At 39.9% G+C, this 26,379-nt stretch carries 29 protein-coding genes and 1 tRNA gene; 11 read left to right on the plus strand and 19 right to left on the minus strand.

Features of this window, described 5'->3' with window-relative positions; all coding sequences use genetic code 11:
• Nucleotides 1–35 precede the first annotated feature (35 nt).
• Nucleotides 36–485 carry a CRISPR DNA repeat-binding protein Cbp1 gene (gene cbp1, locus IC007_RS07415; RefSeq protein WP_054845014.1) on the plus strand — a complete coding sequence of 150 codons (450 nt, stop codon included), beginning with the start codon at nucleotides 36–38 and terminating at the stop codon, nucleotides 483–485.
• Here the strand turns inward: cbp1 and IC007_RS07420 are convergent.
• Both IC007_RS07420 and cdvB1/B2 read right to left on the minus strand, forming a co-directional pair.
• Nucleotides 460–1,599, minus strand: coding sequence for a tryptophan--tRNA ligase (locus tag IC007_RS07420; RefSeq protein WP_149528567.1), 1,140 nt, complete (start codon nucleotides 1,597–1,599; stop codon nucleotides 460–462). The genes cbp1 and IC007_RS07420 overlap by 26 nt on opposite strands.
• 71 nt (nucleotides 1,600–1,670) lie before the next feature.
• On the minus strand, nucleotides 1,671–2,312 hold the full coding sequence (gene cdvB1/B2 / locus IC007_RS07425) for a cell division protein CdvB1/B2 (RefSeq protein ID WP_054845013.1): 642 nt from the start codon (nucleotides 2,310–2,312) through the stop codon (nucleotides 1,671–1,673).
• 116 nt (nucleotides 2,313–2,428) lie between these two features.
• On the opposite strand from cdvB1/B2, the gene IC007_RS07430 reads away from it, so the two are divergent.
• On the plus strand, nucleotides 2,429–2,713 hold the full coding sequence (locus tag IC007_RS07430) for a hypothetical protein (protein ID WP_054845012.1): 285 nt from the start codon (nucleotides 2,429–2,431) through the stop codon (nucleotides 2,711–2,713).
• Between the two features lie 213 nt (nucleotides 2,714–2,926).
• Here IC007_RS07430 and IC007_RS07435 read toward each other — a convergent pair whose 3' ends face one another.
• Both IC007_RS07435 and IC007_RS07440 read right to left on the minus strand, forming a co-directional pair.
• Nucleotides 2,927–4,567 (minus strand): cbb3-type cytochrome c oxidase subunit I, encoded by a 1,641-nt coding sequence (locus IC007_RS07435; RefSeq protein WP_149528568.1) that lies wholly within the window; start codon nucleotides 4,565–4,567, stop codon nucleotides 2,927–2,929.
• A 102-nt stretch (nucleotides 4,568–4,669) separates the two neighbouring features.
• Nucleotides 4,670–6,631, minus strand: coding sequence for a 4Fe-4S binding protein (locus IC007_RS07440; RefSeq protein ID WP_054845008.1), 1,962 nt, complete (start codon nucleotides 6,629–6,631; stop codon nucleotides 4,670–4,672).
• 304 nt (nucleotides 6,632–6,935) lie between these two features.
• Here IC007_RS07440 and IC007_RS07445 point away from each other — a divergent pair, with 304 nt between their 5' ends.
• Together IC007_RS07445 and IC007_RS07450 are read left to right on the plus strand one after the other, a co-directional pair.
• Nucleotides 6,936–8,261: an FAD-binding oxidoreductase gene (locus tag IC007_RS07445; RefSeq protein WP_149528569.1), complete on the plus strand. Its 1,326-nt coding sequence runs from the start codon at nucleotides 6,936–6,938 to the stop codon at nucleotides 8,259–8,261.
• 1 nt (nucleotide 8,262) lies between these two features.
• A complete protein-coding gene (locus tag IC007_RS07450) occupies nucleotides 8,263–8,481 on the plus strand; it encodes a hypothetical protein (protein WP_054845006.1) in 219 nt (72 codons plus the stop codon).
• Here IC007_RS07450 and IC007_RS07455 read toward each other — a convergent pair.
• Complete coding sequence (locus IC007_RS07455) at nucleotides 8,459–8,857, minus strand: hypothetical protein (protein WP_054845005.1); 399 nt, start codon at nucleotides 8,855–8,857, stop codon at nucleotides 8,459–8,461. The genes IC007_RS07450 and IC007_RS07455 overlap by 23 nt on opposite strands.
• Before the next feature lie 28 nt (nucleotides 8,858–8,885).
• On the opposite strand from IC007_RS07455, the gene leuS reads away from it, so the two are divergent.
• Complete coding sequence (gene leuS, locus IC007_RS07460; protein WP_054845004.1) at nucleotides 8,886–11,723, plus strand: leucine--tRNA ligase; 2,838 nt, start codon at nucleotides 8,886–8,888, stop codon at nucleotides 11,721–11,723.
• A gap of 10 nt (nucleotides 11,724–11,733) precedes the next feature.
• Here the strand turns inward: leuS and IC007_RS14200 are convergent, their stop codons facing one another.
• Nucleotides 11,734–12,009, minus strand: coding sequence for a zinc ribbon domain-containing protein (locus tag IC007_RS14200; protein ID WP_149528570.1), 276 nt, complete (start codon nucleotides 12,007–12,009; stop codon nucleotides 11,734–11,736).
• Between IC007_RS14200 and IC007_RS07470 the strand changes: the two genes are divergently transcribed.
• Nucleotides 12,010–12,936, plus strand: coding sequence for a nucleoside hydrolase (locus IC007_RS07470; RefSeq protein ID WP_054845003.1), 927 nt, complete (start codon nucleotides 12,010–12,012; stop codon nucleotides 12,934–12,936).
• Here the strand turns inward: IC007_RS07470 and IC007_RS07475 are convergent, their stop codons facing one another.
• The 3 genes from IC007_RS07475 to IC007_RS07485 form a co-directional block, all read right to left on the minus strand.
• Nucleotides 12,937–13,095 (minus strand): AbrB/MazE/SpoVT family DNA-binding domain-containing protein, encoded by a 159-nt coding sequence (locus IC007_RS07475; RefSeq protein ID WP_054845002.1) that lies wholly within the window; start codon nucleotides 13,093–13,095, stop codon nucleotides 12,937–12,939.
• 79 nt (nucleotides 13,096–13,174) lie between these two features.
• Nucleotides 13,175–15,163: an acetate--CoA ligase family protein gene (locus IC007_RS07480; protein WP_054845001.1), complete on the minus strand. Its 1,989-nt coding sequence runs from the start codon at nucleotides 15,161–15,163 to the stop codon at nucleotides 13,175–13,177.
• A 137-nt stretch (nucleotides 15,164–15,300) separates the two neighbouring features.
• Complete coding sequence (locus IC007_RS07485; RefSeq protein ID WP_149528571.1) at nucleotides 15,301–16,266, minus strand: hypothetical protein; 966 nt, start codon at nucleotides 16,264–16,266, stop codon at nucleotides 15,301–15,303.
• A 75-nt stretch (nucleotides 16,267–16,341) separates the two neighbouring features.
• On the opposite strand from IC007_RS07485, the gene IC007_RS07490 reads away from it, so the two are divergent.
• Genes IC007_RS07490 through IC007_RS07500 form a run of 3 tightly spaced genes read left to right on the plus strand, consistent with a single transcriptional unit; the run spans nucleotide 16,342 to nucleotide 17,653 of the window.
• Complete coding sequence (locus tag IC007_RS07490; protein ID WP_054844998.1) at nucleotides 16,342–16,659, plus strand: hypothetical protein; 318 nt, start codon at nucleotides 16,342–16,344, stop codon at nucleotides 16,657–16,659.
• A 40-nt stretch (nucleotides 16,660–16,699) separates the two neighbouring features.
• Nucleotides 16,700–17,059 (plus strand): hypothetical protein, encoded by a 360-nt coding sequence (locus tag IC007_RS07495; protein WP_054844997.1) that lies wholly within the window; start codon nucleotides 16,700–16,702, stop codon nucleotides 17,057–17,059.
• A 45-nt stretch (nucleotides 17,060–17,104) separates the two neighbouring features.
• On the plus strand, nucleotides 17,105–17,653 hold the full coding sequence (locus IC007_RS07500; protein ID WP_156303715.1) for a hypothetical protein: 549 nt from the start codon (nucleotides 17,105–17,107) through the stop codon (nucleotides 17,651–17,653).
• A gap of 20 nt (nucleotides 17,654–17,673) precedes the next feature.
• Here the strand turns inward: IC007_RS07500 and IC007_RS07505 are convergent, their stop codons facing one another.
• From IC007_RS07505 to IC007_RS07515, 3 genes are all read right to left on the minus strand, one after another.
• Nucleotides 17,674–17,874: a hypothetical protein gene (locus IC007_RS07505; protein ID WP_054844995.1), complete on the minus strand. Its 201-nt coding sequence runs from the start codon at nucleotides 17,872–17,874 to the stop codon at nucleotides 17,674–17,676.
• 81 nt (nucleotides 17,875–17,955) lie between these two features.
• The gene (gene priX / locus IC007_RS07510) at nucleotides 17,956–18,390 is read right to left on the minus strand and encodes a DNA primase noncatalytic subunit PriX (RefSeq protein ID WP_149528572.1); all 435 of its coding nucleotides are present in this window, start codon (nucleotides 18,388–18,390) and stop codon (nucleotides 17,956–17,958) included.
• 11 nt (nucleotides 18,391–18,401) lie between these two features.
• Nucleotides 18,402–19,352 (minus strand): TIGR00269 family protein, encoded by a 951-nt coding sequence (locus IC007_RS07515; RefSeq protein WP_054844993.1) that lies wholly within the window; start codon nucleotides 19,350–19,352, stop codon nucleotides 18,402–18,404.
• A gap of 60 nt (nucleotides 19,353–19,412) precedes the next feature.
• Here IC007_RS07515 and IC007_RS07520 point away from each other — a divergent pair, with 60 nt between their 5' ends.
• Nucleotides 19,413–20,111, plus strand: coding sequence for a hypothetical protein (locus tag IC007_RS07520; protein ID WP_054844992.1), 699 nt, complete (start codon nucleotides 19,413–19,415; stop codon nucleotides 20,109–20,111).
• A gap of 265 nt (nucleotides 20,112–20,376) precedes the next feature.
• Here the strand turns inward: IC007_RS07520 and IC007_RS07525 are convergent, their stop codons facing one another.
• The 4 genes from IC007_RS07525 to IC007_RS07540 all read right to left on the minus strand — a co-directional run bounded on the left by IC007_RS07525 (nucleotide 20,377) and on the right by IC007_RS07540 (nucleotide 23,094).
• A complete protein-coding gene (locus tag IC007_RS07525) occupies nucleotides 20,377–22,098 on the minus strand; it encodes a hypothetical protein (protein ID WP_149528573.1) in 1,722 nt (573 codons plus the stop codon).
• 240 nt (nucleotides 22,099–22,338) lie between these two features.
• Nucleotides 22,339–22,461: a hypothetical protein gene (locus tag IC007_RS14080; RefSeq protein ID WP_256202471.1), complete on the minus strand. Its 123-nt coding sequence runs from the start codon at nucleotides 22,459–22,461 to the stop codon at nucleotides 22,339–22,341.
• A gap of 242 nt (nucleotides 22,462–22,703) precedes the next feature.
• Nucleotides 22,704–22,804: transfer RNA gene (locus IC007_RS07535), tRNA-Glu, on the minus strand.
• A gap of 44 nt (nucleotides 22,805–22,848) precedes the next feature.
• Nucleotides 22,849–23,094: a hypothetical protein gene (locus IC007_RS07540; RefSeq protein ID WP_054844990.1), complete on the minus strand. Its 246-nt coding sequence runs from the start codon at nucleotides 23,092–23,094 to the stop codon at nucleotides 22,849–22,851.
• 107 nt (nucleotides 23,095–23,201) lie between these two features.
• Here IC007_RS07540 and IC007_RS07545 point away from each other — a divergent pair, with 107 nt between their 5' ends.
• The gene (locus IC007_RS07545; protein WP_149528574.1) at nucleotides 23,202–24,407 is read left to right on the plus strand and encodes a hypothetical protein; all 1,206 of its coding nucleotides are present in this window, start codon (nucleotides 23,202–23,204) and stop codon (nucleotides 24,405–24,407) included.
• A 113-nt stretch (nucleotides 24,408–24,520) separates the two neighbouring features.
• On the opposite strand, the gene IC007_RS07550 is transcribed toward IC007_RS07545, so the two are convergent.
• The 3 genes from IC007_RS07550 to IC007_RS07560 are packed head-to-tail and all read right to left on the minus strand — an operon-like array spanning nucleotide 24,521 to nucleotide 26,248.
• Nucleotides 24,521–24,874 carry a PaREP1 family protein gene (locus tag IC007_RS07550; RefSeq protein ID WP_149528575.1) on the minus strand — a complete coding sequence of 118 codons (354 nt, stop codon included), beginning with the start codon at nucleotides 24,872–24,874 and terminating at the stop codon, nucleotides 24,521–24,523.
• 11 nt (nucleotides 24,875–24,885) lie between these two features.
• Complete coding sequence (rfbC, locus tag IC007_RS07555; RefSeq protein WP_054844987.1) at nucleotides 24,886–25,422, minus strand: dTDP-4-dehydrorhamnose 3,5-epimerase; 537 nt, start codon at nucleotides 25,420–25,422, stop codon at nucleotides 24,886–24,888.
• Between the two features lies 1 nt (nucleotide 25,423).
• A complete protein-coding gene (locus IC007_RS07560) occupies nucleotides 25,424–26,248 on the minus strand; it encodes an SDR family oxidoreductase (RefSeq protein ID WP_054844986.1) in 825 nt (274 codons plus the stop codon).
• Nucleotides 26,249–26,379 lie beyond the last annotated feature (131 nt).

Consider the following 26,379-nt stretch of genomic DNA (forward strand, 5'->3'; position numbering starts at 1 on the left):
AAAGTTTTAAAACCATACGAAACTACATTATTCTTATGACTGAAGGGGAGTTGAAAGAAAAGATAAAGAAAATGTACGATGATGGTAAAAGTATAAGGCAAATAGCGGCAGAGATGGGTATGACTTACTCTAAAGTAAGAAGGATGCTAATTGAGCAAAACGTGAAGTTCAGGGGAAGAATAGCTGATGAGATGGTAAAGGAGATCATAGAAAGAGGGAAGAAAGGGGAGAGCGCAAACAAAATCAGTAAGGAAATGAATATGAACTTCAATACAGTCCTGAGGATACTCAGGAAGTATAACTTGGTGAAAAGAAAGAGAAAGTTAAGCCCAAACGAAACAATGAAAATAAAGACAGATTTCGAGCAAGGCAAATCAATCTATCAGATTGCCAAGGAGATGAAAATTTCTACCAATCTAGTAGTTTATTATCTAAAGAAATACGGTGTCTATAGACCATCTACTCATGAACTTTCTCCCACATAGCCTTTGCTAGTTTGCCCTCATACTTGAAGTCCTTAACTAACTCCTTTGCTCGTTCCCTGTTTTCGCGATGTCTTTCCAGAAAAGAGTTTAGCTTATCTACTAGAATTTGTTTTAGTTCTCCGGTTAGTAACTTGCCAGAGGAATACTCTTCCTTGATCTCCTCTATCCTCTTATCATCTTCTTCAAAGAAATAGTACAGCCACTGGAAAGGAACGTCTATCTCAGTGTTCCCACCTAATTTCCTGTGAAGCTCAACTGTAGGCTGTCCTCCAGAGAACGCATATTTCATTACTTTTCTTCTAACTGTCTCCTTGTCGTCAACTAGATAAATCGCGGAATCTGGAGAGGAGGAGCTCATCTTTCCCTCTATCCCCGTAAGCGGAGGAAGGAATTTACTATGTATTTGTGAGGCTTTAAAGTAACCAAGAGATTCAGCTATGTCTCTTTGTAACCTCCAATATGGATCTTGGTCTATCCCTGCCGGAATCAGGCATCTTTTCTTTTCAAACATAGTAGGAACTATTTGAAGAGCTGGGTAAAATATAATTCCTATATTAGAAGAAAAGTCAAGACCAAAGGTAGCTTTAACTTCGGAGAAAGTCATCTTCTTAGCTACTTTGGTAGCTAGAGGGTACATGTTCCTAATGTACTCAGTATCCTGAAATATGAATGTCCTATCAGGATCAAACCCGACCGCTATGATATCCAGAATGTTATCATAAGCCCACTTCCTGGTGTCTTCAAGGGAATAATCTGGGTTCCTCATGAACTTCTCGTCATCGGTTATCTCGATGTAAAGGTTAACCTTGAATCTCTCCTGTAACCACTTAGTAAAGATAAATGGAATTAAATGACCTATATGCATACCTAGAGAAGGGGCCCTACCAGTATAGAGAAAGAAACCTTTTCCTTCCTCGTAGTCCTTCAGGACGGATTCAAGGTCTCTATGGGAGAAGAAAACTTTCCTCCTCAACATTACGTGAAGTTCACCGGCATCCTTCCTTATTCTCTCTCGAAGTTCATCGGTGATTGGCTGGGTTCCGAACTGTTGTATGAGCTTGTCGTAGTCCACTTTACCCTTTACTTCCCAAGGATTGACAGTGAAGTCCTGCATTAAGAAACAAGTTAAGAAACAAGCTAAAAAGATAGAGGGTTAGAGGAAAAGGAGAAAAGAAAGAAGTGAGTTCAAGCCTTCTGCCTTGCGGTAAGAGGAAGGCTCGAAGATGGGAGATCTGGGAACTGCTCCTTCATCTTCTGCTCTGCTACTGCAGTTGCTTCCTCCAGGATCTTTCTCGCTTCTGGCGATTCTGCTGCAGTATATGATGAACCACCCATGAATTCTCCAGATTCCATAACTACCTCTTGTAGACCGTCTCCTAGCTCTGACAGCTCAAGAGAGATCTCTGGCATGACTCCTTTCAAAGTGGTCTTTAATTGATTCACAACTCCTACAACTGGTATGAGATTAACGAACACATCACCTATTTCACTTATAGTCTCCATTCTGAGTTTAACTTGTTCTAAAGCTACTTGTGTTATCATAAGTTGCTTCGTTGCCTTCCTTATTTCAGCTACCTCGTTTGCGTACATTGCAGCTCTAGCTGTATCCTTGCTCATCTGCGCTTCTATTACTCTCTCAAAGAGGGTTCTATCTCTTTCCTGCATTCTAGATATGTGGGCGTCAAGTCTACTTATCATTGAGCTGAGTTTATACTGGGAGTGGACTAAAGCGTACTTCAAGGGCTCCTTGGGCTTATAACTTTTCCCGAATAAGCTTGATCCTGATTCTGAATCTCCCCAAATCTTTTGGAAATCCTTTCCAAACATCTTATACTATAACTTCTCACAGTTCTTTTTTAAAGGAAAAGGGATCTAAGGCGGTATTTTCTAATGAGAAACTAGAAGTACATGCTTTAATACCACTGTTACTTAAAAGTAATATTATGACATCACCCTTTGAGATAAGTGATGACCCTGAGGTAGACTTTTTACAAAGAGGAAATGAAGTAGAGATCCTTCTAGACCTCAGGTTCAGGGACGTGAATCTAAGTAACGTAGAAGTACGTTCTGATTCTAAGACGTTATACGTTTATGACAGATCTTCAAATAACGTGATAAAGATAGTCACGTTGCCTTTCAGGATATCGTCTATCTCAGTAAATAGCAGGAACGGAATTCTCGTAATAAAAGGCATGCTAGAAGAAATTAATAGTATAAAGCCAAAGTAAAAACAATTTTTCTTCTTTAGAGTCTTCCTACTACATTTACTCTCATATTCTCTTTTTCAGCACTCAAGACCTTCCTCACTGTTCAGTCTTTTCGAGATCATCACTTAAGGGGGAAAAAGCTCACGAGTTAAAAATCTTTTGTAAAAAATAGATCCAGATTGGTAAGGAAAATAAAAAGGAAAAACAAAAATTGAATTTTTTTAAAAAAAATATTTATTTATCGTTTTTCTTACTATGTATTATGTGAGTCCCTAGACCTTTAATTAAGTTTAGTGGGAATGTGACAATTTGACGGGTCTCTATTTTGTCTGGGGCCTTCATAGACATGGCTACAGTGTTTATTACCTGGGGTAACTCTTGTCCTTCTAAGTTAGCAGGCTTTCCTCTTACAATAGTCAACACCAGATTTATCAACCATCCAATCGTGGCAACATCAGCTATCACAGCTCCAACTGTTGAAAGTACTTCTCCGAATATATACGTTGGTGTTAGAGGGAATATCAGTTCTTTTCTCACTAAGCCAGCAATACCTACTACGCTGAATCCTACAATAATCATCGTAGTCCCTAGCATGTATCCCGCGTAGTGTATCCAAGCTGTCTTACTGGAATACCACATCTTTCCTGACATCATCGGTATTAAATAGTAGAGCACTGCAAATCCAGCAGGAACTATAGCCCAGTAGATCATCTGGTGGAAGTGGCTTACTATGAACTCAGTTTCATGTTCCACGGAATCATTAGCAAGTATTGCGTTGAAAATGCCTAGTACACCTCCGGCTATGGAACCAGCCCATGCTGTTGCAGTCCACAGAGCTATTATGTTAAGTTTTATTGATGCGCCCTTGACGGTAGCCCACAAGTTAAAGAACGTCATCATCGTAGGTATGACTACGCCTAGAGTGATAGCTTCAACTACAAGCTTCAGCGCTAGCGGAAGGTCAGCCATGTAGATATGATGTATTCCTATTCCTCCTGCTGAGAACACTAAGTAAAGTAGAGCTGAAATCCTTCCGGCTTTCTCACTGTATAATGGCTTACCAGATAGTGTAGGTATCAGCAAGTATAGAGACGCGACGGCAGGGAACCAAGTTATGTATACTATTGCATGCCAGAGGTCACCGAAAGCGACTTGGTTTGCTATGACGTCCATCCCTGTCAAGCCATAGAATGTTGTTAAATCCCACACATTAGCAACTACCTCTCCAGCGTAACCTATCTGTATCAATAACATTATCATGAGACCGAATGTGAGGAAAACTGGAAGCTTTTCCTTCATAGTCTTTGTAGCTTGATAGAAGTGGTATATCAGATATCCACTTGTCATATAGGTTCCTATATCCATCAGCATCCATCCCCAGTACCATGTCGAGCTAGCTACGTACAGCGAATATCCTGGCAGTCCTAGAGGTGCTAGGTAGTACCATCCGGTAGCTCCGAAGTAGTTATCGAACCCAGGCTGGTTAGTCAGTATTATAGGGCCCTCAAATAGCATGAAGGCGATGTTAAACAAAATGAAACCGATGTTAAAGAACCACTTAGCCCTGGGCTGTACGTTCAGCATCTTGAAGGTGAAATAGAAGAATATTGCAAATATCAGCTGTTGTGCGAACCCGAATAGGTCACGTATTCCGTGTAGAGTTATGCTTCCTTCGTACTCCTGGGGGCTTAGAGGAAGGTACTGAAACAGAGCCCATGATGCCTCCTCTATTCTTACCATAAGGGCGTCTATGATCCCCAATATTCCCCACACTAGAGATAGCACTATCATAGCCATGGTTACACGAGTGACCCAGTCCTTGTCTAATAGGAATATCGATGATACCAGCTTAACAAGAGGATTACTTTTTTCCATGGGTGTTTAATTTTACGGTCAAGGAGTTAAGGTTGTGTTAGAAAGCGATTAATGACTTTATATAACAAAAACTTAAATAGTATAAAGTTTAAATTACAATTTTTAACCAACTTTACTTTGTTTCTCTTTTTTCCTAATTTTATCTCTCAACCAGTGGCGTACGTCATAGAACAATATATTATCATGAGGGCAAGCTTCAACGCAGTCACCAACTCCTATACACTTGAAGGATTTAAATTCTCCTTTCTTCATAAAGGACGCCCTCATGTCAGTGAGACCCACTGGACACGCTTTTGCACAATCCACTGTCTTACAGTTCAGACAGACAGAAGGATCCCTTGCTTTCAATCTCCAGAAACCTATAGACGACACTGCTTGGTTGAAAGAGCCCCAACTGCACCATCCTTGAGTCGCGCAAGCGTATGTCCCCATGAACGGAATTGAAATGAACACAACATACCATAGGAAATTAAAGAAGAACGAGTAAAGGAACACAGTTGCGTCATTACCGAAAATGCTGAAGGAGATTAGATTTAGTGAGTTAAGGTAAGAGAGGACAGCTGAAGCCAGATATGTAGCCCATACTCCCAGTATAATGAACTTGAACCATGGCTTGAGCTTAGAGGTCAAGGTCTTTCTCCCTAGGGATGATTTCCTGTTAAAGGCCTTTGTAGAGTCATAAAATGTCCCTTGATACATTAAAGGAGCTGAACACGTGACCGAACATATCTGTCTTGAACCGAACATGAAGGAGAGAATCGCAGATACAGCGTAAGTGCCTATTATTCCAGAGAGAAGAACAGAGGAAGTTACTGGACCGTTAGTACCCAGTCCCATGCTCCACATGTAGGGGATGTACTGTATTTCGTTGCTTATGGGGGAGAAAGAAGGGAGATAGACAGTGTAAATTGCGAAAGCTCCTATCATGAGAAGGAATCTAATTTTATTCTCTTTGTTCTTCAACTCCTTGATCCTGAACGCTGCTAGAAGTCCCATCTCAGTACCCATCATGACTAGGAACCAAGCTGATCCGGTGACTGTACCGAAGATTGACAGGAAGTCGAAGAGAGAGCCTAATCCAAAATAGGAAAGGGGAGATACGAAACCAAGAGAAAGCGATGATATAAATCCGCTTACTCCAGGAGAAAGCACACCTTCTTCAAAGTCGAGGACTCCACCCATGAACCACTCCATTACGAACGTCAATGCAATAATGGAGAAGGCAAGCTTCTGGTCTTTGATGTAGCTCCCTTTTATTGAAGATGGGCCTTGGATGCCTCTGTAGATGAACCAAAACATTCCACTTAGCATGGCAAAGTCATACACATACCAAGACCCAGTGAGATAGTAGACGAACTCTCCGCTCATCATCAACGCATAAACTATCATGAGCTCAATTGCAGTAAAGGTGTAGCTGGATGCCCTCAGTCTTTCCTTATACAGTATCTCGTAAATGGCCACAGTTGCTATTATCATGAAAGAAGCGGAAATCCAGACAGCGGTGAAAACATATGATTTGACGTCTATTATCGCAGGAGATACAGCCATGACAGGAAGGGTAAATAAGAGCAAGCTACGTAACCCACGATCAAGTTTAGTGAACCCATAAGCTAAAGTAAAGAGCATTTCAGCTACCATTGTAGCTTGATACCAATAATTTTGAACGCCTAAAAGTAGATTGCCAAAACTGTGATAAATAATAGAATAGAACGCTTGTCCCATTGACGCTTCGCTTATTGCCATGATAGCTGTAAAAATACCTATCGCAAACCATTTATCTCTAAGTTTTGGTTTCGAATTCTTAGTTATGAGATAGACTATAGGTATAAGGCCTAAGATCATATATCCGCTACTTGAAGCTAGTACTGTAGCTAAGTTGGTTATCGTCGGAGCTGAGAAGTAATAAGATAAAGGAAGAAACATCGATATCATACTTCCTGCCAGATATATGACGATAATTAAGGGAATTCCATCTATTCCCTTCTTGACCAAGTAAAGTAGGTAAATAGAAAAGAGAGCCATCAAAGAAGCTACTCCCCACAATTCCATATCAAGATAATTCATAATTACCAATTAGACCATATCGTCTAGGTAAGATAAAAACTTAACTTAAATTTTTTTAATAAAATTTATTATTCAGATGCCTTAATTTGTGGCGTCGAGACCAGTCAAACATAAAACTTTCATAATTATTAAAACTGATACAAAACATTAGTTAAAAATTATATTAATTTTTCTTTAATATAAATAATGAAAACAGTGCTAAGTGTGCTAGCAGACTACTCAAGTAAATTATAAGACATAATAAAATATATGATTTTACAGTAAAATGAAAAAAGTAATTACCACGAATTAGCCTATTTTCAACATGGACATTCAGAGCGAACTTAAAAAAATAGGGTTGGAACTGAAAGATGTAGAGGGATACACTGAGGACATGGGATATTTCAAAGGGGAAGCTGATGCTGTGGTTTTAGCGAGGAGCACTGAAGACGTCGTTAAAGTAATGAGATTTGCTAACGAGAAAGGAATCCCCGTTATACCTTGGGGAAGAGGAACTAGTGTTACAGGCGCAGTGACGGCAATTAAGGGGGGAATTATAATTGACATGTCCCCAATGAATAGAATAATTGACTTCAGTGATGAAGATTGGATAATTCATGTTGAGGCAGGTGTAGTACTAGATGAGATAAACGCTTTCTTGAGACCCAGAGGGTTCTTCTTTCCACCAGATCCTGCGAGTAGTTTCATGTGTTCTATCGGTGGTGCTACATCTGAAGGTTCTGGTGGAATGCATTGCGTCAAATATGGGACTATGAAAGATTGGGTTTTAGCGACCAGAATGGTACTACCAGATGGTACCACAGTTAAGGTAGGAGAACCACTTCATAAGAATCGTGTAGGCTACGATCTAACTCATCTTGTGATAGGAAGCGAAGGTACTCTAGGAGTCATTACTGAGGTGTGGCTCAAAGTAGTTCCCATTCCTAGCTATAAAATTAAGAGAGTCCTCGCCTTCTTCGATAGTGAAGAAGATATAGGGAGAACTATTATAAATCTAAGGAAGAACAGGGTTCAGCCCGAGATAGCAGAATACATGGATCTAAAAGTCCTAGAGGCGGTTAAGAGATCATTTAATATTGAAACGCACGGTGTAGGTGCACTCCTCATAGATGTTCCTGAGTTCGAGACGGAGAAGCTAAGTATGTCCCTCTCTAACCCGTCTTACGTGAAGGTTGCAGAGTCGGAAGAGGAAAAGGAAGAGCTCTACAAGGCAAGGTCTTACGCTTATCTAGCTGTAAAATCGATATCGAAATACGCTATGTCAGAAGACATTGTTGTACCAATCAGCAAGCTTCCTAATGTCTTCAAAAAGATAAGAGAGCTTGAGGAGAACTACGGCATGGAATGTCCTATTGTAGGACACATAGGGGACGGAAACCTCCATCCTATCATCCTCTACGACGATAGCAATAAAGACAAGGCTGAAGCTTTCTTTAGAGACCTATGTAAATATGTTATAGACGAGGGAGGTTCTATAACGGGTGAACACGGAGTTGGAATACAGAAGAGAGAATTGGCAATCAGACAAATTGAAGTGCATAATGGACGAACTCTCCTTGAATTGATGAAGGGGATAAAATCGGTTTTTGATAAAAAAGGAATAATGAATCCCTATAAACAGGTAGTCTGAGATGGGATACATATGTAAAACAGCGAAACTACTTATAATATTTGGGATAATATTAATAATTGTCGCAGCGTTTTCTTCCCCTAAGATAGGTAATTATGCATATTTCTCTTTGCTTGGAGGGACTATTCTAATGATCATCTCAACTAAGTATGATATTGAAAGAAGAAAGAAGGACACAAAAAAGAGGAAAAAGAAGGTCAAGAGGCACGCTTCGAGATAGGAGGGACTCCCTTGCTAGTTCCAAAAGCCTCTAGTTCCCGTATCTGTTCCTTATGAAAGCCAAGAAACACTCCTTTTCCCTTTCCTCCGACATAAAGATTGCCTTGCATTTTCAAAATTTTGCTAAGGGTTTCGCTCTCTAAGGCTAAGAGATGTCCTTTCACTGGAATCTCCACCCTTGGACCCCAAATAACCAAAGGATAATCGCTATGCCTAGGAGGTATTACTTTCTTTAGAGAGGGGTCTTCAACGTCTATATGAGTAACCCTAGCCCTACTATACCCCTTGATGTGGACGTATACCTTAGCTTCGGATAGTAAAGACCCATCAAGGTAAACCTTTGCGTCCTCTACAGGAATTTTACCGACTCCAACCATATATAAATCTCCTCTACATCAAAAACATATGGAGCCTGAGTTTTTTAATTCGATCGCAGAGAAGTGGCAGAAGATATGGGAAGAGAAAGGAGTTTTCCGAGCTGATCCGTCGAACGATAGATCAAATAAAAAGTTCATTACAGTCCCTTTTCCATATACCAACAGTCCAATGCACATAGGTCATGGTAGAACATACATTTCTGCAGACGTCTACGCTAGGTATCTCAGAATGAAAGGATATAACGTACTTTTCCCGTTCGCTTTTCAATTTACTGGAACTCCCATCTTATCTGTCGCTGACGCTATTAGAAAGGGAGATACTGAGCTGATCGAGTCTTTCTCCACTATTTACAACATTCCTAAAGAGAAAATACAAGAGATGAAGGACCCATTCAAGCTAGCTGAATACTTCAAGAGCGAGATGGAGAAGACCGCCAAGAAGCTCGGACTAAGTATAGACTGGAGAAGAACTTTTGATACAACTGACGAAAACTTTCAACGCTTCATTCAGTGGCAATTTGAGAAGCTAAGAAAGGGAGGTTATCTCGTGTCTGGTTCTGACGTTGTAGGCTTCTGTCCTGTGGACAACTTCCCAGTAGGGATGCATGACACCAAGGGAGATGTTGAGCCCGAGATAGAGGACATGGATGTCATCTTCTTTGACGGAGAAAGCTTCCTCTTCCCTGTAGCTACGTCCAGACCGGAAACTGTGTTCGGAGCAGTAGGAATTGCAATAGCTGATGAGGAGTATGTAGTAGTAGAGGAAACCGAAAACTCCAAACATAAAAGCTACGTAGTGTCAAGAAAAGTATTCGGGAAGCTCTCCTATCAGAAATCACTAAAAGAAGTGAGATCAATATCTCCTGAAGAGCTTGTCAAGCTCAAAGCCAGGAACCCTTTAACGGGAAGAGACGTAAAAATAGTGAAGGGAAGGATGGTGAACCCATCCTTTGGTACTGGTTTGGTTATGCTTGTACCAGCACATGACCCCTCCCACATGCTAATGGCTAGGGAAGGAGGAATAGACGAGGCTATACCTGTTATTTCCACACCAGACCTGCCTGAGATCCCAGGGATGGGAATCGACACGGAAGACCCTGCAGAACTCAGGGACTACATTGACTCCATATACAGAGCTGAGTACTATAAAGGTACAATGAGAGACAATATAATCCAAATGGTGCCTGAATTTATGAGACAAAAAGTAAAAGACTATATTGCAGGAAGGAGGGTCATAGATGCCAGAAAGGACGTTAGAGATCTGCTCAGAGTTATGGATAGATATGATAGAATATATGAAATCAGCAATGGTCCAATATATTGCAGATGTGGTGCAGAAATTGTAGTTAAAAAGATAGAGGACCAATGGTTCTTAGCTTACGACGACCCGAAATGGAAAAATCAAACCTTGCACTCATTGAACCTCATAAAGTTCGTTCCACCTGAGGTCAGAAAGGATTTCGAAAAGGCAATCTTCAATATGAAGAGAAGGGCTGTAGGAAGATCCAGAGGAATAGGCGTGAAGCTACCTTGGAATGGTTCTCAAATCATAGATAGCCTTAGCGATTCCACAATCTACACAGCGTTCTATACTTTCTCTCATATTGCGAAGGGGAAGAAGCTCACGGATGAAGCCCTAGATTACATCCTTCTAGGAATGGGCAGTCCAGAAGAGATAGAGAAGACAAACGAGATCGACGTGAAAGACGTTATTAAGATGAGAAATGAGTTCGAATATTGGTATCCAGTAGACTCTAGACATAGCGGAAGAGATCTGGTTCAGAACCACTTGCCTTTCTTCATATACAATCATCTAGCTATATTCGGGGAGGAGATGCTTCCCAAGCAAATAGTTCTAAACGGTTTCATAAGGGTTGGAGGAAAGAAGATGAGCAAGAGTTTAAGGAACATCTACCCCTTAGAGAAAGCAATAAGGGAGTTCGGCGTAGACCCGATCAGGGTAGCCCTGAGCAGTTCTGCCCTGATTATACAAGATACTGACTTCGACCCTAGAAACGTAGAAGCCACAGGCGAACAGCTCAAGAAAGTCTTTGGGCTTATAAACAGAATCCTCGAGTTACAAGGGAATGATATAGACAAAAATGAGGAAAATAGTTTAGCTGACAAATGGCTTTCCACATTGATGAGAAGGAGAATCGCCGAGGCTAACAAGAAATACAGTCAAATGGAATTCAAGGACGTTTTCGATCTAGTTATTTACAAACTTTACGAAGATCTTAAAGATTACACCGAATTAGGAGAGAGCCTGAACCCAAGACTGCTCAGGAAAGTGGCATCAGCTTGGATAAGAATGATATGCCCTGCAGTACCTCACATGGCAGAAGAATTATGGTCTAAGAGCTTTGATGGGTTAGCTTCTGTCCAGCCTTTCCCCACTGAAGATGAGTTCAAAGAATACGAGGAAGCCGAATTTGAGGTGAGCTATCTCAACGAATTAATTGAGAACATAAGAAACTTAGAGAGCGTAATATCAAAGGAAGCTGAGAAGATCATCATTTATGTCAATGACGACAAGAGTCTAAAAGACGCTGTTAGGGAAGCGATAGATTCCATAGAGCAGGGAAAAGGGCTAAAGGACTTTCTCTTCGAAGTGAAAGGAGATGAGAAAGAGCTGGAAATGCTATTCAGGAGAATTGAACAATACGACAAGAAGTTAAGAGGTCTTTTAGCAAAATATGCAAACGCTAGTGAAATGGAGATTTTAACTAAAAACGTTAACTACCTCATGAGAAAACTAAACGTATCTGAAATTTCGATCTTTGATTCAAATGACCCCATGTCTCCAGACATAAAGGGAAAGAAGAGATCTGCACTACCTTTCTCTCCTGCCATTGTAATAATCTAATTCTTTTTTATTAAGCTTCATTTTCTCTAACTATTTTTATTATAGTTGGAAGTGGGACTCCGCAATTGGAACAGAATTTTGCTGTAACCTTGTTCAAGTTGCCGCATCTCTCGCACTTTATGTAGCGAGAGGGATATCCACACTGAGGACAGAAATTAAAGTCCCTAGAGTCCTCATAACTGCAGTTATAACATTTCATATTTTTACAGTTAAAGCCCCAAATTTTTAAATATAACTGAGAAGAGTATGAGATCGGTTTTATTTTTCCAGATTTAAAAGAAGACATGTGAGAAGTTTCATTATAGATTGTGATACCGCAGAGGACGATGTAGCAAGCATATTCCTCTTAGCTAAGAACAACATGAAAATAGTTGGAGTTACTGTTGTAGAGGGAAACATAGACTTCGATCAAGAAATAATAAACGCTCTATGGGCGTTAGAGAAAGCCAACGTAGACGCACCTGTTTTCCCTGGATCTAGAAGACCCATTGTGAAGGACTTCACAACAGTTGAGGAAGTTCACGGTAAATACGGTTTAGGGGAGATACACGCTACCACATCAAGGAAGCCCTCACCTAAGCATGCTGCTCAAGCTATAATAGACGCATCTAAAGAACTCGAAGGAAAACTAGAGATACTTGCGATATCTCCCCTCACAAATCTGGCTATGGCTTACCTTTTAGATCCGTCCCTCCCTAAAAGGGTAAAAAAGGTATGGGTGATGGGAGGAACTGCATTCGCTCACGGAAACATAACACCGGTAGCTGAGTACAACTTCTGGGTCGACCCAGACGCCGCGAGAATAGTTTTCAAGGCTGGCTTCAACATAACAATGGTTCCCTGGGACGTAGTTACAGAGTATACGATAAATGACCAAGAGTGGAATGAAATCTTAAACATGAAGACTCCTCTATCTGAAATCTATGTGAAGATGTTTTCCCATTACAGAAAATACGATAAGGATGTCCAGAAGTTAGATGGACATCCGCACCCTGACCTGATTACTACAGCTGTGGCGATAAACCAAGATATAGTAGAGAAAAGCAAACACGAATTTGTGATTATAGACAATTCGGACTCATTAACTAGAGGAATGACCTTAATAGACCATCTAGACTCCGACAAGCCTTGGTCGTCATCCCCAAATACAGAGATAATTTATAGAATAAAAAAGAATATTTTACTTGAAATGATCAAGAAAATGCTTTCCTGATCACACGTTTCTCAGAGGGACTATCTTCACTGCACCGTCTTTATCATCAAATATTACCTTTACTAAGTCCCCTTCTTTTACCTGAAACTTTTGCCTAATTTTTGCGGGTATGGTAACCTGATAGTTTCTTGATACTTTCACTACTTCTTCTGCTGACATTTTTATCAGGAAATAATATAGACATGTAGTTTATATGTTTTTCATAAAAGGAGCATTGTGAATAAGAAAATGCGATTTCTTATTTCAATATTAATCTTGTGTCTACTGCAAAAGCACCTCTCTCGTTCACAATTAACGGATTTATATCGAGTTCCTTTATGTCTAGATCTACCATCATCCTAGACACGGCAACAACAGTTCGTATTACACTGCCCACATCGTAACCCCTCTTTCTTGCGTTCAATATATCGTAAACCTTGCTCTCCTTTAGCATATTCAGTACTTCGTCCTCATCAACGGGGCATATACCGTAGCTCACGTTTTTCATGACTTCGACGTAGATTCCTCCGCTTCCTACAACAACAGTATGACCGAAGACTGGGTCCTTGATGCCTCCCACAAACAGTTCCAGACCGTTAAGCTGTTCCTGTAACATGACTCTCTTCGTTATTTTAGTCAATGCTTGGAAAACTTGTTTTACCTGATCTTTCTCCACATTCATGTAAACTCCCTTCATCTCCGTCTTGTGGACCGGAGTATCTGCAGAAATCTTCATGACTAGAGGATACCCTATCCTATTCGCTTCCTTTTCGGCTGAGTCTTCATCCTCTACTACGCTCCATTTCGGAGTTCTTATTCCATAGATTTCCATTATCTTCATCGATTCATAGTCCTTCAAGAAATCCTTTCCTTTGACTATTTCCAATGCCGATTCCATGGGTTGAGAAATCCTTATTTTCTTCCTAGGTGGTTCCCTAGAGGTAAGATACTTTATGGCTTTTATTGCGTCTTCAGGGAAGCTAAAGCAAGGTATGTCAGCTGAGTCCATAATTCTAGCGGAATAGTCCTCGTCTCCTCCCATGAAGACTCCGACTATTCCCTTCCCCTTGAATGGAAGTACTGCCTTAGCTACCTCTACAGTACTAAGGAAAGGTAAAGACTCAGCTATCACAACCTTAGTGCAATCTAGGTCGCTTACCAACTTGAGGGCTTCGGAGTATCTATCTTTCCCAGCATCCCCCGTCAAGTCGAGGGGATTCCTTATTGAACTCGTTGGGGGAAGTATCTTTCTTAGATCGTCCTCTATTCTGGGCGGTAAGGATATCATTCTGAGCCCGCTTCTCTCAATCGCGTCTGATGTTAAAACGCCGTGACCACCGGAGTTAGTGATTACTAAAACATCAGATTTCAGCGGTTCTGAGGACTCTACCAGTTTAGTTAAGTTGAGGAAATCCCTGAAGTCCTCAATTAATATACCTCCTGTGGACTTCACGGCTGCCTTAAAAACCTCGAATGATCCAGCCAAGCTTCCAGTGTGAGACATTGCGGCCTTAGCTCCTCTGTCAGTTATTCCACCTTTGATGAAAATTATAGGCTTCTTGCTGGCAGACTCTGGCATCGTATCTAAAAACTTTTCACCGTCCGATATCCCTTCGACATAGGCGAAGATTGCCCTAGTCTCTGGGTCTTCTGATAGGTACTGGATAACTTCGTACTCTTTCACATCAGCCTGATTTCCCATAGTGACGAGATAACTGATCCCGGTACCGCTCTTATGGGCCCAGTCAAGCATGTATGCCCCTATCCCTCCGCTTTGCACTACTAGAGCTATGTTTCCTCTCCTCATGTCAGCGAACGCAAAAGTACCGTTATAACTAGGCGATACTAGCCCCATGGTATTTGGGCCCAGGAATCTTATGGAGTATTTCGATGCGACTCGCTTGAGCTCTTCCTCTAGCTTTACTCCGTCGCCTCCAACTTCTCTGAATCCTGCAGTTATAACTATGGAGGCCTTCACCCCTTTCTCTCCGGCCTCCTCCATGACTTCTATTGATGCTTCTCTGGGCACTGATACTATAGCCAGATCAACGTCATCTTTTATGTCCTTAATTGACTTGTATGCTGTTAAACCTTCTACTGACTCTGCCTTATTGTTCACTGGGAATATTTTCCCCCTAAACGTTGAAATCAGATTTCTAGTGATCACGTTACCTACTTTCTCCTTGTTCCTAGATGCACCTATTACCGCTATGTTTTTCGGTTTGAAAAGTGAGTCTAATTCTTGCATATATATTGAAGGTAGCAGTCTGATTTAAACGTTCTTATTTAAATATGTTAATTGACTTTATTTATAAAAATAAGAGAAATCTTATTACCTATTAATTGATTTATATTCTAATATATGCACGCTTGTTTTAAATTTTACTATTTATTTTTAAATTCAATATATTTTTCATAAAATTCTACTGCCTTCCTCAAGTTGTCTACCTCGTTTTCCGTTTTTGAAAGTTCTCTGTAACCTCTAGCAAGGAAGAGCCAGTCCCCTTGTTTTTCTGCTATCCTTATAGCTTCCTTCAGAAGCGAAGATATTTTAGTTCTTTTATACATATCATATAGTATTTCCTTTTTATCGCTCTCTCCTAGCTTTTCGACCACAGAAAGGGCTTCGGGTAATCTATCCTGTTGGAAGCTGGAAAGCAAATATAAAGCCCTCGCTTCTCCCCTTACGTCACCCGTCTCTCTAAATATTGACAGAGCTTTTTCCAGAGATCGGAGGTCACCTTTTACCAGAAGGGCTTCAGCTAAGAGCTTCTTATCTCCATTTTCCTCGGCTAGCTGAAGCGCTTTTTCTATTAACTTTTTATCATGATCCTTAGCGAGAAGAATGTAAGATAGGATTAATTCCTCTACTGGCTGATCCAGACTCTCAAGGAGAGGAACTGCCTCCATCACGTAACTTAAATCTCTTTTAGAAAGTGAAAGGCATACCCTTCCGAAAAGCCGTATGAAATGAGGATCCTTCTTCTGTTTCAGTAGAGACTTAATCACAATGTATGCCTCCGACGGTCTATTGCAATTCAAGAGAGCCAATGAATAATTGAAATCAAGCATGTACTCGTCCTCGTTTTTACATACTTCCCTTGCTGAATTGAATACTTCCATCGAGTCTTCACAATTACCTAAATACATGTAACAAAGGCCTAAGTTATTGAGGACTACACAGTCCTTTTTGATAACTTGTGAGTAAAATGAAATTGACTTCCGTATTAGTTCATCCTTACGTTCCTTTAGGTAAAGTTGCAAGTAGTAATATCCAAGCTCACGGAGAGCGACATCCCTTTCCTTGGCTTTAAGCTTGGGAATCCTTGCCTCGAGCTCGCTTGGGTTCATCACTTTTAAATGGCAACGTTAAGTTATAACTTAAGCTCATGAAAGGTAATTAATCATAATGTTGTTATTTCTATTATGCTAAAATACGCGGAATACACACGACATTCCCTTACCGAGCCAATCCTTAATGTAATAGTTTACAAGAAAGTAGAAGATGGGAAAATAATTGGTGCTTTTAGATTTCTTTACTATAAAAATAATATAATAATTCTTTACGAAGATGACTCCTATAAGGGGGCAGATTTGATAGAGGTAAGTGATGCATCGTTAAACAAATTAATAGAAAGTATCAGGAGATTTTACGACGAAGAGAACGACGACATGTCTTTAATAGGCGAGAAGGCTCTGCTTGATGAAGTGGTCAGGAAGATTTATCCTGATGAGGAAGAGTAGGAAAAATAAATATTAGTATGAACTACTTACCTTTTCTTCAATGAAAAGAGATAAAATTATCAAGTTAGTAAACTCATTGTTACTCATAGTAATTCTTATCTCCCTTTTCCTATATTACGGAGGCATCAGCGGAATATCTCAATCAATAAAGCAAGGAGAGAACGACGTCCAGTCTGAGGTACCCTCTTTCTCGCTTTACGAAAATCAAAGCGGAGCTTATTTGAATGTGACCAACAATTTTGATGAACCTATCACGGTAAGCGTAGATAACAGTACTGCTAACATTGAACCGCATAACTTCGCTACTTTAAAACTTAACAAAGACATACTTGAATCTAAAGTGCTACCTTTGCAAGTTAGATATCTAAATGCTACTCTATGCTTTAATGTAACTTTGTGATTAAAAATGGATAAAAAACAGATCTTAATTATAATCTCTTCTATTATGACATTAGTAGTAGTCTCAATGCCGTTCCAATGGTGGTATACTTCTATTGGAGGTATGATCCAGATACAAGATTCCCCTTTCTTTGTCTGCATGGACGTAGCTCAGGCTAATTTAAATTATACTTTAATGCTGCCCGCGAATATTATCTTGATATCCTTCAGGATAACTGAAATTTTTACCTCTATGATCTACTTATTTTATGCCTTATTTCCGTCTGGTTCTAATAATGTAAGAAAGGTCTCCATGTTCCCATTTTACGCCTCTATTTTCTACCTTATTGACATAGTACTCTTTATGATAATAGTTTACGCAACGTCAGGTAACGTTGTAATGCCCTTGGGCTCTTTCGACGAAAGGATATCAAGCGGATCTCCAATAATTAGCTCAGTTTTATCTATGCTAGGTTTATCTAGTCCTGAATTTAGCGCCAATTTCGTCGTGCGAAACTATCCTCTGTCGATGTTCTATGTGGCTCTTGCGACAGGAATATTTAGCCTGATTACTAGAATAGTTTCTAGTGATGAGAAGAAAAACAATGATAGGTGAGTTTTCCATTCATGCACTGATTAGAACAGAACTTTACCAAACTTATGCCTCCAAAATACTCCAGCCACTCCAAATATTATAGCAAAGGCAAGCGCTATGGGAGCTATCGGCCTATATGTTGGGTTAGCATACAAAACTGAAACTACCCATATAGTGAGAGCAAAGAAAGCGACTATAGGACCTAAAAGTAGTATCCAAGTTGATATACTATACTTTTCCATATGACTCTTCTCGTTTAACGAAGTTAAAATATTATCTCTAAGAAAAAGTAATGAAGTGTACATTTGTTCATATTTTCGTTACTATGTATTGTTTATGACTTTATTTATCTCGTCATACATTTCTTTATCTATTTCCTGAATTTTTTTAAGAGACCACGGAAAAAAGCCTTTCTCCTTTACTCCCCTTAAGACAGACCTCACCCAAGCATCATAAAGCTTACCTGACCCTTTTTTGTAATAAAAATCTTCGATGAGCCTAAGGGCTTCATCCTCATCTACCTTCTTCACGTTCATCAGATAACGAGATACAACAAACAGAATAAACCTCTTCCTACAATCTCTTAAACCTCTTGACATGACTTGGTCTATCCAAGAGTAATCCCTCATCTTTGGAGGAAACCTTCCTTTAACCTCAAAGAGGAGCTCTCCCTCCTCGTCATATACCTTGGATGTCTTACCGTCATAATCTACGTAGCCACCCTCACTTCCGTCTGGATAGTAGATCTTTTCTTTCATCGTCTCGCCCATCAAGTGAGGCTCTTAACTTTCTTCATCTTTATCCTAACCGCACAGAAGGAGCAGATGTCTCTGTCTTTAGAAGTAGGCATGCCGCAGATCTTGCATTTTCCGACTTCCTCCTTTTTCAAGTACTTCTCCTCCAAGGCAGGCCTTATTTTCCTTTCAAAGCTCTCAACTAAGTTAAGCATGTATCCAGGGACCTTGTCCTCCATTTCTTCAAGATTTCTCCTGATGGAATCTTGAGTCCTACCTCCTACCCTAAATGTATTCGGACAAGAGTCCAGTATGAAAGGGATCTTCTTTAGCAAAGCATAAGTTAGGGTTTCCTTCTCATATGTCAGAAAGAGTGGCTTAATCTTCTTTATTAGGCCGTTTTCTGAAGGAGCTACACTCCTCAACCTTGACAAGTTGCTCACGTCGCCGGTGAGATACCCCATCATTATGAACTGAGCATTGTCGTTAACGTTATGACCCGTTGCTACTGTGTCCAGTCCTTCCTCTAACGCTACCCAGTTAGTGATATACCTCTTAGAAAGTCCGCAAGTGCTGCAAACGGGTCTGTGTATTCCCCTCTTCGCTTCATCTATGGAAAAACCGTATTCACGCTCTAGGTTTACTATGCGGTACTTGATACCAAGCATTTCAAAGTTCTTCAGAGCCATCTCAGTGCTCTTGGACGAATACAGCTTACCCTGGTCTATTCCGAGGTCTACGTTTATTCCTAATATTTCAATCCCCTTCTTATCGGCTATTTTCTTCATCACATGGAGAAGCGTAGTGCTGTCCTTTCCTCCAGAAACCGCAATTCCCAACCTTTTAGTTCCCTCTAACATCTTGTATTTCTCTACTGTTCTTTCAACTCTTTCTTCTAACCACTCGATGAAATGAACTGAGCAAAGACTAAGATTTGCATGAGCTATCCTGATTACTGCTTCACCGTTACATTTAGAACAATTCAAGGTTAATGGATCATTCTCTTAGCTCATAAAAAATATTACCCTCAACAAGGAGTAACCCTGATGAAAATTTTAGCTGAGATACATCCAAAAAAGAAGCTTGAGAAATTAAAAGCTCAGTTGGAGGACATACTCAACTCATTCGACGGAATAGATATACCAGACTCGCCCATGGGAGAGCCTTCCATGATGCCAGTCTCGATTGGGAGTATCGCTAGAATAGTAAGTAAAGAGGAGAAGGATATCATAATTAACCAGAGGCTGGCTGACGTGAATGAGTTATTCGTTAGGTCACTGTCAATCACCGCTCGCACATTCAACTTAGCTATAGCTTTCACCCACGGAGATCCTCCTAGGTTCGGAAGGGAAACTGGATACTTGGCCTCAGAGGAAGCCATTAAGATATCCAAGGAGTACGGAGTTTCCTCTGGCTTAATGCTAAGCTTTAACAAGGATATAGATGAAATGAAGAAAAGAGCTTTGAAGGCTAAAGAAGCTAATTTCTTCTTTTTACTCAGGGCGACAACTGAGAACGTGACGAAAATAGGAAACGAAGTTATCAGAAAAGCCATACCTTATGTCATAGTGAAAACTGAGGCAAATTCCGCTTTTATCAAAGAGATATCTCAGCCTTTCGTTGAAGAGAGAAACCTGCTAGAAGAAATAGAGACATACAGGAGGATCGGAGTTAACGTTGTGTTGATCTCAACTCTTGGAAATAATGAGTCCATGAAGGAGGTTTCTAATAAGTTGTTCCATTAACTAAAAGTGATAAAAATGAAAGGCCTTACTCTTTCTAGCGTCTTCTCACGATAGCTCGTTTTTTATGTGTCTAAGACGCTTATGAAAATACTATTCTTAGTTTATTTTGAATAAGAGCACTCTTCTTTATCATTCTACAATAGTACTGCTTTCTAAAAATTATTGTTACATTTCTTTAGTTAATTTAATATAATTATAATTTATATTATCTTAATATAAAATAAGGAAAAACAGATTATATTAAAGTAATAAAAATTCTGAATTACTAAATATTGACAACCGTATAACCTAACAGATTTCCATAGTACGCATTTATCTCGAACTGCTGAACTGGAAAATCTTCATTTTCCAGATAAGGCGTAATTTTGACAATTTCCCATTCTCCCTTAGTAAGGGAGGTAGAGTTAGATTTCCACAATAGACCATTTAATGAAAACATACCATTGTAAGGGAAGATCCTGAATAGCGGTTTTATTTCCTTCAACCCGTCTGGGTCGTTCACAAAGGATACATTTGCTAAAATGCACTTGACTACCCCCTCTTCTTCCCTAACGTGAATGACTTTCACATGAATAGCATTGTCATATGATAGAAAGCTGTAATGAAACAAAACTGCGAAGGAAATTAGAAGCAAGAAAACTGTACTAACCACTTTGGTCACCCTTACCATGTTAGCTCTTCCACCTTTGACGTTCAGGCCGAAGAAGAGGAAAGGCCAATACACGAGGTAGTTCCAAAGAGATCTATAGTTAAATAAAAAGATAAAGAAGGGAAACCCTACCCAACTGTCCTTAAAGAAATCATATTCTTTTACAAATAAATAAAACTCACTTATGAATATTATAACCATAGCTACATCGAAGAACGGCTTAAAAAGAAAGAAAAGATTTCCAGCTGAAATCTGTGATATACCATCACTTATGAGCAGGAGATTCTTGGTTTCAGGGGATATGATATCGCTAAAGTAATAGAGGGGAGATTTTACTATAAAGTAAAGGTTGAATACAAAAAAGGTAATCAGAGAATAAACAAGGAACTCAATTACATTATGTCTCTCCTTCTTCAAGTGATAAAGATAAAAAGGCAATAAAACTAGCGGAATCTGTTTTAACGACAAAGCTAAACCGTAAAATACTCCTTTCCAACTATCGTGACTCGACTGAAGCGAGAGAAAAGTAAAGAAAGTCCAGATTATGTCCGTAACTCCCCCCTCTGAGAAGTAGAGGTAATTCGTGTTAATTAGAATCGGTAACGCTAAGAAGGGAAATAGATCTTTAACTCCTCTCTTATTCAAAGAAATGTATAATGCAATGATAAAGGCAAAATAGAAGAATGTATTTACATAATTCGGGTTGAAATGAAATAAATTAGATGGAATCTGTATGAGAAATGCGAGGGCTGGGTATCCCAGACTAGTAACTACTCCTCTAGTAGTTAAGGGGGTACCATAAAGTACTGGGCTAAAGAAAGGGAAGTGGGAATATACCGACGCTGTAGTAGATGTAACATAAGGGTTCATGCCTTCAAGGAAAACATGTGCTGAGTAATAGTCTATCATCTCTTCATCAGTACCTAAACGTGCAAACGAAGAGAAGAGTAAAGAGACTACTATCAAATATATCAAAGTGAACTCTGGAACCCTATCATAGATCCTTGAGAGCAGGAAAATAGAGACAAAGAGTATTATGAACAATAATAAAGTAATTAAGAAAAATTCTTGATAGTAAAGTGGATTAATAATCTTGCTAATTATAACGCTATACCTAAAATAGAAAATCTCAAATAGAGAAAAGAAAAATTCTATATCAATTAGCAACCATGAGTTAGGCATGTTAAGTCTTGTAAATAGAAAAAATCCTGCAATTATTAAGATAATTAGATTACCTGCTATAATGAAAACATTAAGATAAGAATTATTATAAATCAACATTGATATGCTCATGAGGATCATAGAAACATTGACAGCGTTTGCTTTGCCGTAGTCCACGCCAATCTTGTTACATGAAAATTTATAGATCTATCCAAAATCCGATTGAACTAATTCGAGAGTAATCGTAATACGAGATAGCTAAGTCCATTTTTTCTATAGCCTTCTCAATATGCTTATTTTTGCTCATTATCAAGTTTGTTTACGTCAACCTTTACTTTGATAGGACAGAGTATTATTAAATGGCGAAAGTGTTGCAAAAATATCCTTCTTCGTTGTAAATACCTTATCTTTGTGAACTCACCCCGCCCTCACGGACAAGGCTTCCTGCTTCCCAGCTCCACCTTGCCAGTACCGAAGTACCGGTAGAGGGCGGAGCTCCACAGGCCCTAAGGGTCGTTCCAACCCCGATCTTGCGAACATCTCACGTGCCCGGAGTACTAATGATTGGAGCAGAAGCGTACCACATCGACCCTCGCTTTAACCAAGGCGTCTCGGTGACGCTTACTCCGTCGATCACTGTCATTAATATAGACGCGAATTTTTTCATATTTAAACTTTATAAAGGGGCTATCCATCCCCTCCCTGACGGAAGGGGTCTTCCGCCCCCTTTGAACCCCCATTAAGATAAAAAAATGTAACTTTCTTTCAATTCAAGCGAAAAATGGTGCCGCGGCCGGGATTTGAACCCGGGTCATGGGCTCGAGAGGCCCGCATACTCTCGGTGCATGCCACGACATGCTTGACCGGACTATACTACCGCGGCTCTAATAGGTGTTTAATTTGACAAGTATAAAAAGTCGTTTTTTCCTATTTCAGACAAAGTCTAACTACTTCGACTAACCTTAGTACCTCGTTAACATCTATGTTACCCACGAACACCTCCCAGCTCTCATTGAGAGATGGGAATCTTTTTATCATCTTCACTATATCTTCACATACTTTCTCATTAGTATTTATCGAAGATTCGTTATTTATTACAAAGTCCTTTAAGAAATTCATTGCAGAGAACATCCTTCCTGCTTTAGCTAGCCTTACTACATCGTCAAGTTCCATGGTGTTACATCGGATACAATTAAATACGCTTAAGCCAAATAAGTGAAGTGGTTCAAGATCCCTTTACTCTCTTGTCATACTTGATCGAACATGCCAATGAGAGTTCTATGGTGCCTCTGAAAACTTCCAAGGAAATAATGATCCTTGTAAAGGACAGCAAGTATTCATTTAGCATTTATCTCCTTGAGGGAGAAAACGTAGCTAGGATAAGGAAAGATTTCCTTCCTACTACTTTACATAAGGTAATATATGAGGTAATAGACGACTTGAAGGAGAGATTGTCTAGTGACCTCTCTGATCTAGAAATAGCAAGAGATCTAGACACAGCTAAAATGATGGAGATGTTGAACCCAAGAAGGAGGGAAAGGAAAGAGGAGAGGAAGGAGAAAGCTAAACAAAAGGAGAGAAGATCTTCCAGCGCGCTGGAGAAATTAAAGGTAAACAACAACGTGCACATTTTCCCTCTCCTAAAGGTAGGAGGGTCTTTCTTTTCCATAGTTTTAGAGACCGTATCTGGGGGAATTTTCAATATACCTGAATCCAGACCGTTCTTAATAAAGGGAGAGGAAAGGGAGCCCTACAATGTCCATAACCTGAAATCTATCTACTTGCTCTTATCACAAGTTAAGATTGATACTTTCAGAGAGGGAAATCCAATTACTGACGTGGAAATAGAAGGCGGTAAGCTGACCTTCTTTTCAGCTCTGTTCTTAAACGAAACTGAGAAGGACGAGGGAATGAAGGAATTCACGTTTATGGGAAGGAAAGCGAAAGGCCTGGAGAGGGACTACCTTTTCTTTAGACTTTCCCGTTCTGGTTCGGTTAGGGCATACACAAGGAAAGCTATTTCGGTAGCCCCAGACTTAGATGTAGGTATAGGATTCTTCTTTTGGGACGGAAAAACACTAGTTAGAACAGGGGGAATAGACATAGTTAAGTCCCATGAGGATAACATGCTTACCCTGAACGAGTATATCTTGTCCGCTTCGTTGATGATTTCGAGCTCACTATCTACTTATAGTAGGGCAATGACGGGGGTCATGAACATGGGAATTTCTAAGAGGATTCCTTCTCACTTGGTTAAAGACATAATGGAAATAGATACAAATCCTATGAGCATTAGCCCTCTTGTGGAGAGCGTTTCGAAGGATGAGATATCGTATTACGACCCAGTGGAATACTGGTACGCCGTAGAAGTCCTTGGAAAGGATGAACCTTGTCATTGTAATGAAGTATCTAACTACGTTAACCTCAGGAGAACTGCATTAAGTGAGTTGATAGCCTCAGGGTGGTTTAAAGATTTCCTAATATAAGAATTCATCGTCGGAAGGTAGAAATTTTCCCTTCTCCTCTCTTTTAAAAAGGATAAATTTGGGATCTACTTTTCGTAATAAATTACTAATAAGACTAGATTATTTTCTCACCTTCAAGTACTTCCCTTCTTTGATAGCTCCTCAGAGATCTCTATCAATTTGAGCACGTCTTTGGATAGCTCTTGGGTGAGCGCTGGAGTACCGTCGCAGTTAAGGATAACCATAGCTGAGTTCCAATATCTTCTCACATGTATCCCCCTCTCTTCGGCCTCTAGAATTACTTTAAACAAATCTTGAACCTCCCAAGTTCCCTTTTCCTTAATATCGTCCAATATGGAAGCGCCTATTCTCTCGCCTATGACCTTTACTGCCTCTACTGCTGATCTAAAGAAGATCTCGCAGGAGTCCTCCATTATCCCCTCGTTAAGAAGGTCATTGGCCAGGTTGAACAGATCTCTAGCCTTCATGAAATCACTGTTCAGATGAAGTTGATTTCGGCAGAGGATAGCTTTGGACAAAGAGCATCTTTATCGCTTAATATCCAGTTCTTCAGTGGCCAATCTATACCTATTTCCTCATCGTTCCAGTTTATGCACCTTTCATGTTGAGGAGAGTATGTAGAATGTGTAATGAAGTAAATCACAACAGAGTCCTCCATAGCTTGAAAACCGTGAGCGAAACCCGGGGGTATCCATAACATTCTCCCAGGGGTAAGCTCAGCTTTGACGAACTTACCGAAAGTGGGGGAGCTTCTCCTTATGTCTACGGCTACGTCCAAAATTCTCCCATTAGCTACTGTGACCAGCTTCCCCTGAGGAAACGGATTGATCTGATAGTGCAACCCTCTTATTACACCTGCTACTGAAAAGCTCATGTTACCCTGAACGAAATTAGGTATACCTTTCATCTGATTCTCCTTAAATAGCTCCACGAAAAATCCCCTCCTGTCATCGAACTTTCTTGTTTCTACTAACAACACTCCTTCTATCTCGGTTTTCTTGAACTCAAACGGCATCCTAGACACCCATCATAAGGTTCTTCTCTGTGTCATAAAAATCGAAAGAAATGATCGACTTTGCCCTGCTTATATCTAAAGATGAGTCTCTGGGCCTTCTTGCCTTCCATTTCATTTCACTGTCTGGAACTACCGAAATCAAATTTTCCGCACCTAACTTCCTAGCTATCATCAAGGCTAAATCTTCTCTTGATATTCTTTCTCCTGCTATGTTCAATATCCCTGTTCTCCTCTGTGGGAGTATCTCTACTATTGCCTTAGCTAACATCTTTGCGTGAATAGGGGAATAAATCGACCTGACCACTTTTACAGGATTGCCCCTCTTTAAGTTCTCCATTACGAATGTTGGAAAGTTAGATTTGCTACCAAATACTCCAGATGTCCTAATCACTAAAGATAAATCGTAAGAGAGAACGTATGTTTCGCCTAAGAGTTTCGTTAACCCATAATAGTTCACTGGATTTGGTAAGTCGTCTTCCTTATACATCCCCTTCTCACCATCAAAGACGTAATCCGTAGATATATGAACTAGATAAGCCCCAACCACAGATGCAGACCTAGTTATGAATTTTGCAGAGACTGCATTGACTTTATACGCTAGCTCCCTGTCTTCTTCACATTTATCCACGTTAGTTATGGCTGATGTGTTTATTATGACGTCCGGCCTGTTCTTTAAAATGAAGTCACTCACTTGAAGTTCATTGGATACATCTAGCTTCACCCCAGAGGGTATTGGAGTAGAATTGTAAGTCAATAAAGAACCTGGAACTAAAGATGCGATTTCCCTTCCTAGCTGTCCTGAGGCCCCGATTATAATTACCTTCACTGCAAATAATGATACGAGCAATCCATATATAAAAACATCTACTTTTACATTAATTGTATAGAGACTTCAAATTAAACCCGGAAAACCCAGATTGGGATCACCAATTGAAAATAAGGATAAGAATCCTCAGA

Origin of the sequence: Sulfuracidifex tepidarius, assembly GCF_008326425.1 — an archaeon.
In the GTDB taxonomy this organism is placed as follows: Archaea; Thermoproteota; Thermoprotei_A; order Sulfolobales; family Sulfolobaceae; genus Sulfuracidifex; species Sulfuracidifex tepidarius.